We start from the raw sequence: 16,391 nt of genomic DNA on the forward strand, positions 1-16,391 counted from the left end.
ACATGAAATGAAATAAAAACATATTATATAAAACCTGCTTCATTTAACATTGAATGATTACATGAAGTATACTTCTACCTTTATTGTTTCATACTGTTAGAAAAAGCGATACTTTTTGAAGGAGTGAGGAATCATGAAACTCATAACCATTTGCCAACACTGCAAAGGGAAAGGGAAAACCCGTTATCTGCAATTCTTTTCCCGGGACTGCAATCATTGCAACGGTCAAGGTAAAGCTGTAAAAGATATGTCAAATCTAAGAAATCAGGCAAAAAACATCTAATAATCTTTCATATTTTGAAGTTGGGTTTGATGACACCTGCCCTCTTTAACGTATCATAAACAATCAGTATCGAAGGTCCAAGGAAAAGCCCGATGAAACCAAGCATTTTAAACCCTAAATAAAGGCTGACCAGCGATGCCAATGGGCTCAATCCCATATTTGCTGAATAGATTTTCGGTTCGATGGTCCTTCTTATGATGGTAATGACGAGGAATAGGATGATGAGGCCAACACCTAGATGATGGTTTCCTTGAGCCCAAACAATTACTGCCCAAGGAACCAGTACAGATCCCGTCCCCAAGATAGGAAGAATGTCCACAACTACTATTAACAGTGCCAATGGAATCGTATACTTCACATTTAATAACCATAGTCCTCCATAAGCCATGATGAAAGTTATTAAACTCAAAAGGATTTGTGCCTTGATGAAGCCTACGGCTGCCATACTTAAATCTTGATAAACTAGCGAAATCTTTTGATAAGTGGATGTCTTTAAATAAAAGAACACCTTTTTTCTTAACTTAGGCAATTCAAGACTAAATAAGAATAAAGCGATTAAATAAATTAAAAAGTCAATGAAAAATCCCGGAATGAGTGTAACGAACTGAACCATATCTTGAACAAAGCCCTCTGTGAACCCCTCTAAAGCCCTGACTCCCTTTTCCATCGTTTGTTCTATTGACTGAATGAGATTTGGCGGCAACGTTTGGGAATATCGTTCCCATTGCCTAATGACTGGCAATATAGCCGTCAAATATACTTCACGTATGAAACCAGGAAATTCTTCCGAATAGATAATGACCTTCTTGATCAATACCGAAAAGGAAAAATAAGTGATGCTCATAAGCCCGCCTACATATAGAGCAAACGAAATCAATACTGCCCAAAACCGATGCAGCTTTGCCGTTTCACCAATCATGCGGACCAATCCATCCAAAAGAATGGCGGTAAGCAACGCTAAAATCAAAGCCCATGAATAGGGAATGACGATTAATATGCCTAAAAGGAGAATACCTCTCCAAAACCAACGGAAAAAGACGGCGACATTCACTGAACAAACCCTCCTTGCACTTTCCTGTTCTCCTTATATTTATGAAATGGGGTCACATATATTTCGCTTATACGTTTTATTTTCTCATTAAGGGGAAAAAGAGATACAAAGGGATGGAGGGATTGACATTGGATAATAAAGATAAAGAAAAGTATCTTGAGGAGCGTAATGATAAATCCAAGGCATTCAAGAAAGATCAGGAAAAACAACTGGAACGTGATCAAGTGGTCATGCCCATTGATGATTTACCAATTGATGAAATTAAATATGAACGACAAGAAGAACGAAATAAAAAAGAAACAAAACACCGCTCCACCAGCGAGAGGGTTTAACCAAAAACCAGCCACTTTAGAGGCTGGTTTTTGGTTGCAGGATATAATTGCATTCAGCTTCAAGGTGATGTGTCGTATTGACTTTTACCAATTATCGGCGGCACTTTGGCACTTGCTAATGGAACATTTGAAGGAAAAAAATATATTTTTGCCATCATATATTAAGGTCCCTCTTGTTAGTTTTTTTGAAAATTCAGTACAATTGATCTCTCCCATAATTCATTCGCATTGCCGGAATTCCCCCCTCTCCTTCTCTACTTCCAAAAATAAACATTGACTGAAAAAAATGATTCTTTACAATAGACTTTTAAGAATTAAAGAATATAATGGACTGGTCGACCATTATAAAGGAGAATCATATGACGAACCCTACTCAATTATTTCATCAATATTTACAAGTATCGAGATCATTAGTCAGCAAAATGAATGAACAAATTACAGCCCTTGAAATTTACCATAATCAGTGGACAATCCTGAATTATTTAAAGAACTGTGGATATTCCACAATCCCCGATATTTGCAGTTACTTGGACGTTGATAGTGTTATCATCACACGTTCGGTCAACAGCATGGAACAGAATAATATGATTAAACAAGTTCCTGGAAAAGATGAACAGGAAAAACGAATCGAACTGACTCCCCGGGGAAAAGAGGTACATACAAAATGTCTTAAGATTGCAGAAAAAATCGAAGGAAAAGCCCTGGAAGGCATTACTGAGGAAGAACAGGAAATATTTTTCCAGACGGTCCTTAAAATCCTCAATAATATAAGAAACTAAAATGGATACCTTATATCATTGTTGAATAAGTGTGAATCAAGGCCTTTTCCTTATTTTTTCGCACCAAGCTATAGCCATGCCATTTTTAAAAGTCGGATTCCCGCTTTGATTTCCCTTTCGGTTAAACCACCGTACCCAATCAAAACAGTCGGATCTTTCACATTCTTAGAATGATAAACCGAAGTTGGGCGGACTTTAACCCCAACACTGGCAGCCTTTTGAATGAGCTCTGCCTCACTGCTGCCGTTTTTTACTTTTAAAAGAACGTGCAATCCTGACTTTTCACCGATAACGGCTACACGATCATGGAAGCTCTCTTCAATTGCATTCAGCAGCACCTTATTTTTTTTACGATAAATCGTTCGCATTTTATTCAGATGGCGTTCCCAATGTCCATTTTTCATAAAAAGACAGAGCGTTTCCTGAATCAGTCTGGAAACGGTCTGTTTATATCCAATTAACTTCTCCTGATAGCGGCAAGCCAGCTCCATGGGTAACACCATGAATCCCACCCTGATTGATGGGATAAGCGACTTTGAAAACGTGCCTAGGTAGATCACCTTTCCCTTTGTGTCCAACCCCTGCAAGGACGGAATCGGTTTGCCTGAATGTCGGAATTCCCCGTCATAATCATCTTCAATGATATAACCTTTTTTTTCCACTGCCCAATTCAGCAATTCCACCCTTCTAGTTATCGGCATGATCATACCGGAAGGAAATTGATGGGAAGGAGTGACATAGGCAACATTCGCGGCACTCTCTTTCAAGGAGTCCACACTCATTCCACTTTCATCTAAGGGTATGAATGCCATATCCGCCCCCTCCAACCTCAGTACCTCCCTTACTCGATGAAAGCCAGGGTCTTCCAACCCAAATACCCGCTCATTTCCAAGAAGTAACCGAAGCAGATGGATGAAATACTGGGTACCTGCCCCAATGATGATTTGATCGGCCCCGCAGCGAACTCCTCTCGATTGAAATAGATAGGATGAGATCTCAGACCGGAGCCCCCATTCCCCTTGAGGATCACCGCTCATGAACAGTTCCCTTTCCTGTAAATACACTGTATGGTTCAAGCATTTTTTCCACACGGCATGCGGGAAAGAATCCACGTCCACCCGTCCATGATTGAAATCTATCTCATTTCTTTCATTCGGAGGGCACATCATCCCTTCTTTTACAGGCAAAGGCTCATTCAAAGGTGAGATCGGTTCTAAATCGGCTACGTAATACCCTTTCCTTAATTGACTTTCCACATATCCTTCTGCCATCAACTGCTGATAAGCCGTATCCACTGTATTTAGGCCTATCCCTAAATGCACAGCTAGTTTTCGTTTAGAAGGCAGTTTCATTCCGGCCTTTATTTGTCCATTCTGTATTTCCTTTATAAAGTATTTATACAATTGGACATATAAAGCTTCTTTATTCGTTTTATCTAAGTTTAGGGTGATTTCAAACATTTGGTCCTCCTTCAAACTGGTTCCATAAATTATATCAGCATTGGTCCTTATTGCAGGACCAGAATATTTTTATAATGAAGTTATCAATCAAGAGGAGGATACTATGGAACATATCGAATTATTAGGGAAACACGTGATACTCACCCCGATGATGGATCATCATATCGAACCGCTATACGCCGCTTCCCTGCCAACTGAAATATGGGAATGGAGCGCAACAAAAATTTTGTCATATGAAGAGGCGATTTCTTATGTAAAGGATGGCATTCGAGCAAGGGAACAGGAACTTCATCATCCATTTGTCGTTATCGATCAGACTGATGATTCGATAGTTGGCAGCACGAGCTTAAGAAATATTCAATTTCATAATCAATCCCTGGAAATCGGTGCGACTTGGTATCATCCCGACAAATGGCGGACAGCCATTAACACAGAATGTAAGTACCTGCTATTGCAGCATGCTTTTGAAAAGTGGGAAATGAAACGGGTTGAATTCAGGACAGACGAATGCAACAAAAGATCGCGCGCAGCAATAACCAGGCTCGGCGCCCTAGAAGAAGGCATTTTGAGAATGGAGAAAAAACTGCAAGATGGAAGGATAAGGAACACGGTGGTCTACAGTATTCTCGAGCATGAATGGCCCAGTGTGAAAAGGAATTTGGAAGCCTTTTTGAAAAGGTGAAGATATGAAAAAGAGTGCCGTTGTTTTGCACTCTTTTTCTCTTGATGCCATCTTTCATGTGAGTCTTTATTAATCTCCGATAAAAAATCCTTTTGCCTTTTCGTTGATCGAAGGAATATGAAAACGCCAATCGCAAATAAAAACGGCATTAGTAAAGCAAGAAGAAGATAAATCATATCTCCAATGAACAAGTTCATTCCCCCTAAGCAATGCGACGCGCACTTTTGTCTGTAAAGCTTTTCCGTCAAACTTGGATGATCATTGCTTAGTCCAAACTTTGTGACAAGCGAATCATATCCTGGCATTGAATCCCATTTTCATAAATGGCCTCGGCATAGTTTCTATTAAAAAAATCCCGATCGACCCCAGTTATTCTAAAACCGCATTTTTGGTAAAGGGCAATCTGCCCTATCCCCGAATTTCCCGTGCCGATTTCAATCGTTTTATATCCCTGTTCCCTTGCATGACCTATGGCATGTTCAATCAATTGCCTGCCGATCCCTCTTCCATGGTGCCGTTCATCCACCGCGATGTTCATTATCTCTACCAGCTTTGGACCTTTTTGCAGTAAAACATAAACACCGATCATTCGCTCATCAGTCACGGCAACAAAGCATGTTCCGCTTCCCAAGTATTCCTCGACCAATTCCCTTGAAGGATCTGCCAAAAGCAATAAATGCATCGGCGGTTGCTCATCCATGAATAATTCCCTTATCTCCATCTCCATCCAAACCCTTCTCATTTTAGTTCTTGTACAAGAAGTTCAATCAATTCCGATGCGGGAAGTTCCCTGCTCAACCTATATCCTTGTCCTGCCCACAAAGCCATCAATTCAGGATTGTTTTTTTGTCCAGCAGCTTTTCGCATTTGCTTTGTCATGTGATGGACATGAGGATAGGCGACTGGTGCAACGCCATCATATTCGGTTATAAAGTGATTCACCAACCCGCGTGCCCTCCGGCCGCTGAAGGCTCGGGTAATAGAGGTCTGGGTAAACCGTGGATTTCCCAGAGCTTCCTTATGGACGGGACTTGCCCCGCTTTCGGGACAGCGAAGGAAAGCTGTTCCCAATTGTGCCGCTGTTGCTCCCGCTTCGAGCACGGCCGCGATATCCTTTCCATGCATCAATCCGCCCGCCGCAATGATCGGCAAGTTCAACTCACCTTGTATCAACCGTATCAAAACTAAAAGACCGTAATCGTCTTCTGTGCGGTTTTCAAAGCTGCCCCGGTGACCCCCTGCTTCAAAACCCTGTACACATAGTGCATCCGCACCTGCTCCCGCCGCCCTTTTTGCTTCCTGAAGGTTGGTTACCGTCACGGCTATAAGGGAACCGACATCTTGGAGTTCCCTTATTACATCTTCCGTTGGACATCCAAATGTAAAACTGACGACGGCGACCCCAGCCTCCTTCAATACCGTTATTTTATTTTCCCAATCATCGTCATCACTATTGTCTTTTCCAATCTCAGCCCCAACGCTCTCGGCCTCTTTTTTGATCTTTTCACGATAGGCAAATAATATATTTTCATCCACTGCCTCGTTGCCCGGCACAAAGACATTCACGCCAAAAGGGTGCTCAGTCAACTGACGGGTCTGCCCTATCTCGTCCTTCATCTCTTCTGCAGTCTTATAGCCAGCTGCGAGAAAGCCTAATCCTCCTGCATTGGATACTGAAGCCGCAAGCTTCGGGGTGGAAGCTCCTCCTGCCATCGGTGCTTGAATGATTGGATATCTCATTAACTCTTTCAACATTCCATACAACTCCTTTTGATTTTTCTTCATGCCCTTATCATTTTTACGTTTTCTTGGTATAATGATTATCTGTAAGAGAAAAGTGTCTAAATGATCACCCTTTATATCTTGCAAATATAAAACATAGGTGGTAAATAAAAATGGAAACAAAACCATATAGAGTATTACTTTATTATTTGTATGTACCCATAGAGAATCACGAAGAATTCGCAGCCGAGCATCTTGCGGCATGTAAAGCACTTGAATTGAAAGGCCGTATCTTGGTGGCAGCAGAAGGTATCAACGGAACAGTTTCTGGTACGATCGAACAAACCAACAAATATATGGACATGATGAAAAGCGATCCCCGCTTTGCCGATATCGTGTTTAAAATAGATGAAGCTGACGGCCATGCTTTCAAAAAAATGCATGTTCGTCCACGAAATGAACTTGTAACGCTTCGTTTGGAAGATGACATCAACCCGAACCGGACGACAGGCAAATACTTGAGCCCGAAGGAGTTCTTCGAGCAAATGCAAGATGAAAATACCATCGTCCTTGATGCCAGAAATGACTATGAATTTGATTTGGGACATTTCAGGGGTGCAATCAAGCCAGAAATCACGAATTTCCGTGAACTTCCGGATTGGGTCCGGGAAAATAAAGAAATGTTCGAAGGCAAAAAAATCCTAACGTATTGCACCGGCGGTATCCGCTGTGAGAAATTCTCCGGCTGGCTTGTCGAAGAAGGCTTTGAAGATGTAAGCCAACTGCATGGCGGCATCGCAACATACGGACAAGATCCCGAAGTCCAAGGTGAACTTTGGGATGGCCAAATGTATGTATTCGATGAAAGGATTGCCGTACCTATCAATCAAAAGGAACATGTCATTGTCGGTCGCGATATTTATTCCGGCGAACCTTGTGAACGCTATGTTAATTGTGCTAACCCTGAATGCAACAAGAAAATCCTTTGCAGTGAAGAGAACGAACACAAACATATGCGCAGCTGTACTCATGAATGCCGAGTGCATCCCCGTAACCGCTATGTAGTCGAGCACAACCTTTCTGAAGAAGAAGTGGCTGAGAGATTACAGCTAATTGAAGAATCCATTACCGCAAAATGATAAGCAAACCCGAATCAGCGGACATGATCCCTATTCGGGTTTTTTTATCCATATAAACCAAATCTTATTTTCCTATATTAAACCTATGCCTTGGACTTCATCCCACTGCAAGAATTAACTATGCTTTTAATACCCTCTGCTTCTAATGCAATATTACTTACTCTCTTACTTCTATATCACAATAGAAAAAACCTTCTTAAAACGAAAAAAGAAAAAATTCAGCTCTTTTAAGATTTTAGCGGCCAGTGGTTTTACCTTCAATGAAAAGAGCGATTCCTTTTTAGAGGAATCGCTTTTGCTTCATTAATGTTATTTTCCCTCTGAACTTACAACAATCCCGCAAGCTTGCCTATCGCCTGCATCACCGGTTTTCAAGGTATCTACATCCGGTCCTTTTTCTCCATTGGCTTCATAACGGTCAGGAATATTGGCAAAGTTGTCTGGATTCGCATGAACGATTACAGCCAACTCTTCTTTCTTCAGCTGGTCTATCGTCATGTTATCCAATGTTGCCGTATATATGGCTGTCCCATCCTCTTTTACATATAAAGGGGGCATATCCCCTGCATGTTTAGAGTGCGTTTCACCAGTTGGATTAAAGTGTCCTCCCGCTGTAGTGAAAGGGCCTTCCTTAGCATCCGGCTCACATACTGCGTTTTCGTGGACATGGAATCCATGATAGCCTGGCTCAAGGCCTTCCAAAGCGGTCTCGATCACTACAGTATTCCCTTCGGCGGTAAAGTTAACCGTCCCAAGTGTTTTACCTTCTACATCTTTAACTTCCGCTTTCACCTGCGGATCAACCCCTGTTTCTGTTCCTTGTCCCACTGTAGTCATGTCCTCGGCATCATTGTCGGACTGATTTGAATCATCCGCCGAATTACATCCATACAGTAAAAGGGCAGCACACATAGGCAGCACAAGTTTTTGTTTATAGTTCATATAAACTCCCTCACTCTCTTATATGTATCTTCCTCTTATTACTTTCCACCATTATGGAAGAATAAACAGAAAGAGGAATAAATAGGTAAATAGATTATTCCGTGAGGGTGAACACCTTACTAAAATCACAGACAAAAATTTTGCATTATAGCTTAATGGGCTCACATTTTACAAAGTGATGACCCCAAAAGTAATGGCTGCAATCGTCATGATGATGGTTGTCCCAAATGCCCATTTAAACAGGAATTTTTGGTGATCCCCAAAATCCACGCCTACAAGACCAATCAATATGAATGTTGCAGGAACCAATGGCGATAATGGGAACCCTGCGGTCGAATGGCCTAATAAAGCCGCCCTTCCGATTTCTACAGGAGAAATGCCGAAGTTCGATGCTGTTTCACTTATTATTGGCAGAATGCCAAAGTAATAGGCATCAGGTGAAAAAATGAACCCCATCGGAATGCTCGTCAACGCTACCACCAGTGGCAAATGTGCCCCGAGCCACTCTGGAATGACAGTTACGATTGAAGCAGCCATCGAGTCCATCATCTTTGTTTCTGTGAATACACCCGTGAAAATCCCTGCAGCGAAAATGAGTGTACAGATCATCACAAAGCTATTGGCATGACTTAAAATCCTTTCCTGCTGTTCTTTTGGGTTCGGAAAGTTAACGAATAGTGCAATCGCAAAAGCAGTGGCAAATAAAATTTGGATCGGCAGCACTTCCATCACCAGCAAAACCATCAGTAAAATCGTCAAGAACCAATTAAACCAAAAAAGCTTGGATGTTCCAATAGGTGCGGTTTCAACAGCTGCAGCCTGTTCGCCCATACCAGGTTGCATGTTCGTCTTCAGGGAGCTGACTCCCAATCTCTCCCTTTCCTTTTTGCCAAGTACATATGCCGAAAAAAGCGTCCATAAAAGACCGCAAATCATGACCGGAATGAGAGGAATGAATAACTCCGATACTTCAACCTGAAGGCTCGCGGCCGCCCTGACCAAAGGACCTCCCCAAGGAATCATATTCATGACGCCAGCGGCTAAACCAACAACACAGGCCAATACGAGCCTGTTCATCCCTAATTTGATATAAAGCGGCAGCATGGCTGAAACGGTGATCATGAATGTGGAAGAACCGTCTCCGTCCAAACCTACCAACATGGTTATAATGGCGGTTGCCATGACAACCTTTAGCGGATCTCCTTTTACAAAACTGAGTATTTTAGCGATCATGGGCTCAAATAAACCAACGTCAATCATTAAACCAAAGTATAGAATGGCAAAAACGATCATGACTGCTGTCGGTGTCACCTTTAAAATACCTGCCACCATCATATCTCCCATTTCCGAAGCAAAGCCACCAATCACACCAAAAGCTATTGCAGTAAAGATAAAAGCGACAACCACTGATAAGCGTTTTGTGATGACTAAGACCAGAAACGTTAAAATCATGCAAAATCCTAAAATCGTCAACATGTTAAAAACCCCTTTAAATGGAAAAGTAAATACCTTTGTTTAATTTGATTTTTCTGAAAAATCAATATTTTCACATTATATCATTTGCATATTCATTAAAAAACCTGTAAAACAAATTCGTTTAATAAATTAGTTAAATTATGTATACTATTATTTAGGAACCCGAAGTTTTTTTTCGGAGGAAAGAAGTGTTGAATGTAAAATGAATGCTCATAAAATAGCTAAACGGAATCTTTTTATCATGTGGTTCGCCAATTTCTTCATAGGCGGGAGCATGACGATGGTTCTCCCATTCATATCCTTATACATTGGTACATTCGGAGATTATTCGACTCAATATATCCAGCACTGGTCCGGTTGGACATTTGGAATCACTTTTGTGACTGCCTTTTTATTTTCTCCCATTTGGGGACGAATTGGTGATCGGTACGGCAGAAAGAAAATCTTGATTGCCTGTGCCTTTGGGATGGGACTGTCCATTTTCCTGATGGGATTCGTTGAAAATGTTTGGCAGCTATTCGTCTTAAGGATGTTCACCGGAATATTCACTGGCTTTATTTCCATGTCACAGGCCTTCATATCAACGCAGACCCCTAAAGAAATTGCCGGACGCGTACTGGGAACCTTGCAAACGGGAAATATAACCGGTTCCCTTTTCGGACCATTGCTTGGCGGTCTGCTTGCAGACACACTCGGCTATTCAACCGCCTTTAAATTCACCTCCATCACCATTTTCATCTCTGGACTTCTTGTTTTTGCAACCAAGGAGTACCGAATGGAACAGCAGAAGGGAACAAAGTCGAGCTATACAAGCAGGGAGGTTCTATCGCATATCTTAAGGAATCCCATCCTGGTCAATGTCATGCTCATTTCGACACTTGTTCAAGTTGCCCACTTCAGCATCCAGCCCATTCTTTCTTTATACGTTGGCGAGCTGCATGGAACTTCCAATCTTGGATTTTATTCAGGTATCGCCTTTTCTGCAGCAGGCCTGGGGAATTTATTGATGGCGCGCCACTGGGGCAAGATAGGTGATCGTCATGGACATGTGAAGATTCTTGTGCTGCTTCTTTTTCTAACTGCTACAGTCTACTTGCCCGGTGCCTTCATCAATCATTTTTGGCAGCTTGTTTTGGTACGTTTCATACTTGGCATGGCAATAGGCGGCATCATCCCTGTTAGGATTGCCTACATTCGCCAGGAAGCTCCTGTCGCAATGCAGGGGGAAGTACTTGGGTACAATACGAGCCTGCGCTTTTTAGGCAATATCATTGGACCCGCGATGGGCGGAATGGTTGCTGGTTTCTACGGATTCTCCGCCGTTTTCATTACGACAAGCACGTTACTCCTCATAGCGGGACTTGTTCTCTATTTCGCGATGCACCGCAATCCGGAATTGGCAAGATCACATTAATCACACTTTGGCATGAAAGCCTGCCTCCAGATGGAAGCAGGCTTTCTCATGTTTAATGCTCCTACAGCTGTAGTGCTGGATACTTCTGGAACTGGATTTCGTTTCGGTCGTATTCCGATACAGGCAGTGAGGCCAAAAAAGAACAAGAGTACTGCACACATGAAAAAGGAATATTGGAAACCAGCTGCTGCACATGGTTTCCCAAGCTATATGTACATAGCGTACCAAAAGGGTCTCTTTCATTCGTACTTTTTGTACGAATCGAAGAGACCCTTTTGTATACCTAGCAACTAAATAAGTACCCATTCCAAACCTTCCTTCTCTATTTACCTTCTGGACAATCCCGCTGATTGCTGTTGATACTTAATAAAAGGGGAAGTTTGGCCGCAGCCATAAACACTTCATAACGCATCAAATTTTATGTTAAGATTATTTTAGGCAAATTTTATGAAAGTAAAAGACGCAAAGCCACGGGCCTAACACAACATCTTAGTTGTTATGGCAGCCGAGCTGCCAAGATTTTTCTTGAATGGATCACTTTATTATCAATTGCCCCTTTTTAATTTGCCTAAAATTAAAAATAGGAGGGTTATATATGTTTTTTCCAACCATTTATTCAGCTACTACGGATGAGAGACACATAGTTAAAGATAAAAATACTTGTGCATGCGGCACAAGGTATAATGTATTCGCAATGTTGACCAGAAGCGACCTTCGAAAGATCAGGTTCAAGCATTATAATGAAGTGACATGTCCTAAATGTAAATCCAGTATCATTGATAAGGAATAGCCTCTTAACACCGGGAGGGTTCCTACTCCAAAAACTTTGATTGAGCTGGCCTTTTCACCCACACCACTTCCATGTATGTTGAAAAGGGAAGTTATTGTTCCGGTAACAATAGCCATCTTCCTCATGCCTCCTTACCTAGATTACACACAAAATCGAATAAAAAAAGACCCTTTCAAGACCTTTTATCATTGCTATGTAAATTGAATGTGCGGCGGAATATAACTGGTTCGATTCATATAAATCATGCAGTTTATAAGCTCTACTCCGCTTCCCTTTTGATATTCCATCAACTGGGGCAAATATTTCTTAAGTAATAACTCGGCAAGTCCAGGGTCTCTCCCAATTCGTCAAAAATGGCCAAGACATTTTTCGGGAATCCATTTCGGGGAACAATATAGGCATGCATGGCCTGTTTGAAGGCATAATAATAATCCTCCAGCTTATTGGTGGACCATACACCCCCATAGTATCGTCAAGCCTCTTCCTCTTAGAATATCCGGAGAACATTCACCTATGTGAATGGAAAAAGAATCAGCAAAATGCGGCGAACCGCCTTTCCATACTTTTGGATATAAACGATCATCATCCCTCAATACGATCGCCACAAAGTCCCACGAAAAGAAATGATTCCACCGTAAAATCCAATGTTTCCTGGATTGTATCGAATTTCACTAAATTTCTTGCAGTCAGTCTTACATGATTCTCAATCTTTTCCAATAGTTTCGTTCTTTTCTCACTCTTGTTCATAGGAGTAACCCCCATTTTCATTCATAATAAAGGAATAACACATTTAAACACATAAAAATCTGAATCATGAAGCGAAATCCATTCAGAAGCCTTTGGAAATTTTTTGCCCTTTCTTATTGGATGATGCCCCTTTTTAGGAATTTTAAATTCTGTCGTCAATGCTAAGAAATGAATAGCCCTCGGTTTGTCGTTAATATTATCCATATAGATAGAAAGAAGGACCCATGCTATAATTTAGTGCGTTAAAAAGGAAATGAACACACATATATAGAAAGAAGGAGTGTTTCTTTGAATACATCTGGATATAAACAGGAATGGTTCGGCAACGTTAGAGGAGATGTTCTATCGGGAATTGTCGTTGCCTTGGCATTGATTCCGGAGGCGATTGCCTTTTCGATCATTGCTGGCGTTGACCCAATGGTTGGTCTATATGCCTCATTCTGCATTGCCATCGTCATCTCTTTTGTCGGCGGAAGGCCGGGAATGATATCGGCAGCCACTGGCGCAATGGCACTCGTCATGGTCGATCTTGTTAAAGATCATGGCTTGAACTATTTACTTGCTGCAACAATATTGACTGGTTTGCTGCAAATTTTACTAGGGGTTTTAAAAATCGGGAAATTAATGAAGTTCATACCGAAGCCGGTCATGACTGGTTTTGTGAATTCTTTAGCCATCTTGATTTTCACGGCACAGCTCACCCATTTCGTGGGCGAAACATGGATCATGTATGTCATGACAGCCGTTTCTTTAGCTATCATTTATCTTTTTCCGCTCATCACGAAAGTCATACCTTCACCACTTGTCGCCATCATATTCATGACGATCGTCGCTGTTACCACGGGGGCTACGGTACGGACGGTTGGGGATATGGGGCAATTGACCGAAGCGCTTCCGATGTTCATGCTTCCAGATATCCCTTTGACCTTCGAAACTTTGGCGATCATTTTCCCTTATTCCATTGCCCTCGCATTTGTTGGGCTGCTTGAATCATTATTGACAGCTCAAATAGTCGATGAGATGACTGACACGGACAGTAATAAAAATAAGGAAGCCAAAGGTCAGGGGATTTCGAATATCATTGCCGGATGCTTTGGCGGCATGGCAGGATGTGCGATGATCGGCCAATCCGGTATCAATATTAAATCGGGAGGAAGGGGCCGGCTCTCCACATTTGTAGCTGGCGCATTCCTTATGATATTAATCGTGGTACTGAATGATGTCCTTATTAAAATCCCGATGGCTGCACTTGTCGCAGTCATGATCATGGTTTCAATCGGGACCTTTGACTGGTCTTCCCTAAAGAGGCTCACTAAAGCTCCAAAGTCGGATGCAGCCGTGATGATCGTGACGGTCCTCATTGTCCTTTATACACATGATTTATCAAAAGGGGTATTTGCCGGAGTGCTCTTGAGCATGATTTTCTTCTCGGCTAAAATTTCTAAAGTGGCTGTAGAGAAAACGGAAGATTTCCAGGCTAAGAAAATCATTTATCATATCAGCGGGCAAATATTTTTCGCTTCTGTCCAGGACTTTGTTTCGAAGTTCGACTTCAAGGAAAAAGCCGATTCAATCGTCATCGACTTTTCCCATTCTAAAATCTGGGATGCTTCGGCAGTCGGTGCTGTTGATACGGTTGTCCTTAAATATCAGCTTCTGGGAATACCTGTCCAAGTGCAAGGACTCGATGAAGAAAGTTCGTTATTGCTTGAAAAACTCGCCACCTCAGAAAGTAAAATATCTTGAAGAAGTAAAATTTTGCTGAATAGAAACTTTTCAAACCGACAAAATAGATAACATGAATGATTCCTTTTGAAAGGAGCGAAAAGCATGACACCCGAGCAGGATTATACGGCAGCAAATCTGTCACCGGATTTATTGAATGAACTGAAAAGCTTTGAAAGCAGACTTGGCGAGGAAGCCAACAAAGAACTGATTGTCATTGCCTATGAAAAAGAAAAGGAAGCTTTGAATTAAGAAAAAAGACTCAAAACACCCTTAATGGTGGTTGAGTCTTTTTTTTGCATGTACAGAAAAAGGATGCCCATGTTATTAATGAGCACCCCTTTTCCTGTATTATTTGCTGAATACGTCCGTTAAGACCGGCACGATTTGTTTTTTACGGGATACAACGCCTTCTAAGACGGCGATGTTATTGTTTAATGAAACGTCATATGCTTTTTCCACTGCATAAGCTGCCTTACCAAGAGCCAAGGCAACAGAATCATTAGTCAAGATATCCGTTACGACAAAAAGGAATAAGTCCAATTCCTTATCAGCGATGACCGCTTCAATCGCCGCTTCCAATTCTGTTTGCTTAGCAAGGACTTCGTTCGGATCTACAGCATTGACCTGTGCTATCTCCACTTTTGCCATTCCCATGGAGAATTCCTTTGCATCAAGAGTGATAAGCTGGGCAATCGTTTTGTCGCTCAAGTCAGCTCCAGCTTTCAACATTTCCAAGCCGTATGTTTCAGCGTCGACTCCCGCAATGGCAGCCAGTTCCATTGCTGCTGCAACGTCTTGCTCCGTGCATGTAGGTGATTTGAACAATAACGAATCGGAAATGATGGCAGACAGCATAAGACCTGCGATTGCTTTAGGGACTTCAATGCCGTTTTCTTTATAAATTTTATTTAAAATGGTTGCCGTACAGCCAACTGGTTCCGCACGGTAATATAGTGGATCGCTTGTTTCAAAGTTAGCGATACGGTGATGGTCGATAACTTCCAACACACGGACTTGGTCAATATCTTCAGCACTTTGCTGGCGTTCGTTATGATCGACCAGGATTACGCCTTCAGCTTCCCCTGCAACTTTTTCCACAAGGCGGGGAGCTTCGAATTTGAATTGGTCCAATGCATATTGAGTTTCACCATTCACTTCACCCAGACGAACTGGTTCAGCGTTGATACCTAACTGCTTTTTCAGGTCTGCATAAGCGATTGCTGAACAGATTGTGTCTGTATCCGGGTTTTTATGTCCAAAAACTAATACTTTTTCCAAGATTTTATCCCCTTTTTCTTAAATATTTTTCCGCGAATCCCCTTATCGCAATAAGGGAGAGCCACCTTTACTAGACACTTTATTTTAACACAAAATCGCGTAAAATCAGCGCTTGAATTACCCATTCCCCAATAAAATCTTTCATTCCCTCACACTCTGCCATCACTTTGTCAATAGATAAGGATTGGTTTTTTTCAAATATATTAGTTGAATTATCATCGTATATGGCTTACGATAATATAAGCAGAAATACTAGATATTGATTATACAAACATTACTAATAACTATATATAGAATTTTTTATAATCCAAGGTGCCAGTGATGGCTGAAAAGGGAATCCGGTGTAAACCCGGAACTGTCCCCGCAACTGTAAATGTGACGAAATGAGATACCCACTGTATAGCTCTCTATACGGGAAGGACTCAAAGTAGGATGATCATGAGTCAGGAGACCTGCCTTGAATTTTTCACGTTTCTTATTCTTCGGGGATTGAGATGATGAAACGATAGTTTAACGGCTATTTTTTCATGGCTCTTTTATTCTATCGTTTGATCCGCTCAATTCATTG

General features: G+C 41.7%; 16 protein-coding genes and 2 riboswitches. Of the genes, 7 read left to right on the top strand and 9 right to left on the bottom strand.

Going from position 1 to position 16,391, the window contains the following annotated elements; genetic code table 11:
* Positions 1-290: 290 nt before the first annotated feature.
* Entirely contained in the window at positions 291-1,334 is a 1,044-nt protein-coding gene (ytvI, locus tag ACFX4I_RS11130; protein ID WP_377420605.1) for a sporulation integral membrane protein YtvI, read from the bottom strand.
* Between the two features lie 128 nt (positions 1,335-1,462).
* Between ytvI and ACFX4I_RS11135 the strand changes: the two genes are divergently transcribed.
* A complete protein-coding gene (locus ACFX4I_RS11135) occupies positions 1,463-1,666 on the top strand; it encodes a hypothetical protein (RefSeq protein WP_098372640.1) in 204 nt (67 codons plus the stop codon).
* A gap of 359 nt (positions 1,667-2,025) precedes the next feature.
* Positions 2,026-2,445 (top strand): MarR family winged helix-turn-helix transcriptional regulator, encoded by a 420-nt coding sequence (locus tag ACFX4I_RS11140; RefSeq protein WP_076367409.1) that lies wholly within the window; start codon positions 2,026-2,028, stop codon positions 2,443-2,445.
* 68 nt (positions 2,446-2,513) lie between these two features.
* Here ACFX4I_RS11140 and pdxR read toward each other — a convergent pair whose 3' ends face one another.
* Positions 2,514-3,905 carry a MocR-like pyridoxine biosynthesis transcription factor PdxR gene (gene pdxR / locus ACFX4I_RS11145; protein ID WP_377420607.1) on the bottom strand — a complete coding sequence of 464 codons (1,392 nt, stop codon included), beginning with the start codon at positions 3,903-3,905 and terminating at the stop codon, positions 2,514-2,516.
* Positions 3,906-4,008: 103 nt separating this feature from the next.
* Between pdxR and ACFX4I_RS11150 the strand changes: the two genes are divergently transcribed.
* Positions 4,009-4,587 (top strand): GNAT family N-acetyltransferase, encoded by a 579-nt coding sequence (locus ACFX4I_RS11150; protein ID WP_230302246.1) that lies wholly within the window; start codon positions 4,009-4,011, stop codon positions 4,585-4,587.
* Positions 4,588-4,852: 265 nt separating this feature from the next.
* Here ACFX4I_RS11150 and ACFX4I_RS11155 read toward each other — a convergent pair whose 3' ends face one another.
* The gene (locus tag ACFX4I_RS11155; protein ID WP_377420697.1) at positions 4,853-5,308 is read right to left on the bottom strand and encodes a GNAT family N-acetyltransferase; all 456 of its coding nucleotides are present in this window, start codon (positions 5,306-5,308) and stop codon (positions 4,853-4,855) included.
* Positions 5,309-5,325: 17 nt separating this feature from the next.
* A complete protein-coding gene (locus ACFX4I_RS11160; RefSeq protein WP_377420609.1) occupies positions 5,326-6,342 on the bottom strand; it encodes a nitronate monooxygenase in 1,017 nt (338 codons plus the stop codon).
* A 140-nt stretch (positions 6,343-6,482) separates the two neighbouring features.
* On the opposite strand from ACFX4I_RS11160, the gene trhO reads away from it, so the two are divergent.
* The gene (trhO, locus tag ACFX4I_RS11165; protein ID WP_377420611.1) at positions 6,483-7,448 is read left to right on the top strand and encodes an oxygen-dependent tRNA uridine(34) hydroxylase TrhO; all 966 of its coding nucleotides are present in this window, start codon (positions 6,483-6,485) and stop codon (positions 7,446-7,448) included.
* Between the two features lie 309 nt (positions 7,449-7,757).
* Here trhO and ACFX4I_RS11170 read toward each other — a convergent pair whose 3' ends face one another.
* Both ACFX4I_RS11170 and ACFX4I_RS11175 read right to left on the bottom strand, forming a co-directional pair.
* Positions 7,758-8,390: a superoxide dismutase family protein gene (locus ACFX4I_RS11170; RefSeq protein WP_230302249.1), complete on the bottom strand. Its 633-nt coding sequence runs from the start codon at positions 8,388-8,390 to the stop codon at positions 7,758-7,760.
* A 168-nt stretch (positions 8,391-8,558) separates the two neighbouring features.
* Positions 8,559-9,866, bottom strand: coding sequence for a CitMHS family transporter (locus ACFX4I_RS11175; protein ID WP_230302250.1), 1,308 nt, complete (start codon positions 9,864-9,866; stop codon positions 8,559-8,561).
* 202 nt (positions 9,867-10,068) lie between these two features.
* Here ACFX4I_RS11175 and ACFX4I_RS11180 point away from each other — a divergent pair, with 202 nt between their 5' ends.
* Entirely contained in the window at positions 10,069-11,280 is a 1,212-nt protein-coding gene (locus ACFX4I_RS11180; protein ID WP_230302251.1) for an MFS transporter, read from the top strand.
* Positions 11,281-11,707: 427 nt separating this feature from the next.
* Positions 11,708-11,798, top strand: a riboswitch (cyclic di-GMP riboswitch).
* Between the two features lie 217 nt (positions 11,799-12,015).
* Here the strand turns inward: ACFX4I_RS11180 and ACFX4I_RS11185 are convergent.
* Together ACFX4I_RS11185 and ACFX4I_RS11190 are read right to left on the bottom strand one after the other, a co-directional pair.
* Positions 12,016-12,186, bottom strand: a complete 171-nt coding sequence (locus tag ACFX4I_RS11185) for a hypothetical protein (RefSeq protein WP_309519133.1) — start codon at positions 12,184-12,186, stop codon at positions 12,016-12,018.
* 466 nt (positions 12,187-12,652) lie between these two features.
* Positions 12,653-12,817 (bottom strand): hypothetical protein, encoded by a 165-nt coding sequence (locus tag ACFX4I_RS11190; protein ID WP_377420614.1) that lies wholly within the window; start codon positions 12,815-12,817, stop codon positions 12,653-12,655.
* A 288-nt stretch (positions 12,818-13,105) separates the two neighbouring features.
* Here ACFX4I_RS11190 and ACFX4I_RS11195 point away from each other — a divergent pair, with 288 nt between their 5' ends.
* Entirely contained in the window at positions 13,106-14,563 is a 1,458-nt protein-coding gene (locus tag ACFX4I_RS11195; protein ID WP_377420616.1) for a SulP family inorganic anion transporter, read from the top strand.
* An 84-nt stretch (positions 14,564-14,647) separates the two neighbouring features.
* Positions 14,648-14,794, top strand: a complete 147-nt coding sequence (locus ACFX4I_RS11200) for a hypothetical protein (RefSeq protein ID WP_179891129.1) — start codon at positions 14,648-14,650, stop codon at positions 14,792-14,794.
* Positions 14,795-14,893: 99 nt separating this feature from the next.
* Here the strand turns inward: ACFX4I_RS11200 and ACFX4I_RS11205 are convergent, their stop codons facing one another.
* Positions 14,894-15,823: a manganese-dependent inorganic pyrophosphatase gene (locus ACFX4I_RS11205; protein WP_309519131.1), complete on the bottom strand. Its 930-nt coding sequence runs from the start codon at positions 15,821-15,823 to the stop codon at positions 14,894-14,896.
* 293 nt (positions 15,824-16,116) lie between these two features.
* A riboswitch (cobalamin riboswitch) is annotated at positions 16,117-16,297 on the top strand.
* The last annotated feature ends 94 nt before the right edge of the window (positions 16,298-16,391 follow it).

The organism is Peribacillus sp. YIM B13472 (assembly GCF_042788005.1).
In the GTDB taxonomy this organism is placed as follows: Bacteria; Bacillota; Bacilli; order Bacillales; family DSM-1321; genus Peribacillus; species Peribacillus simplex_E.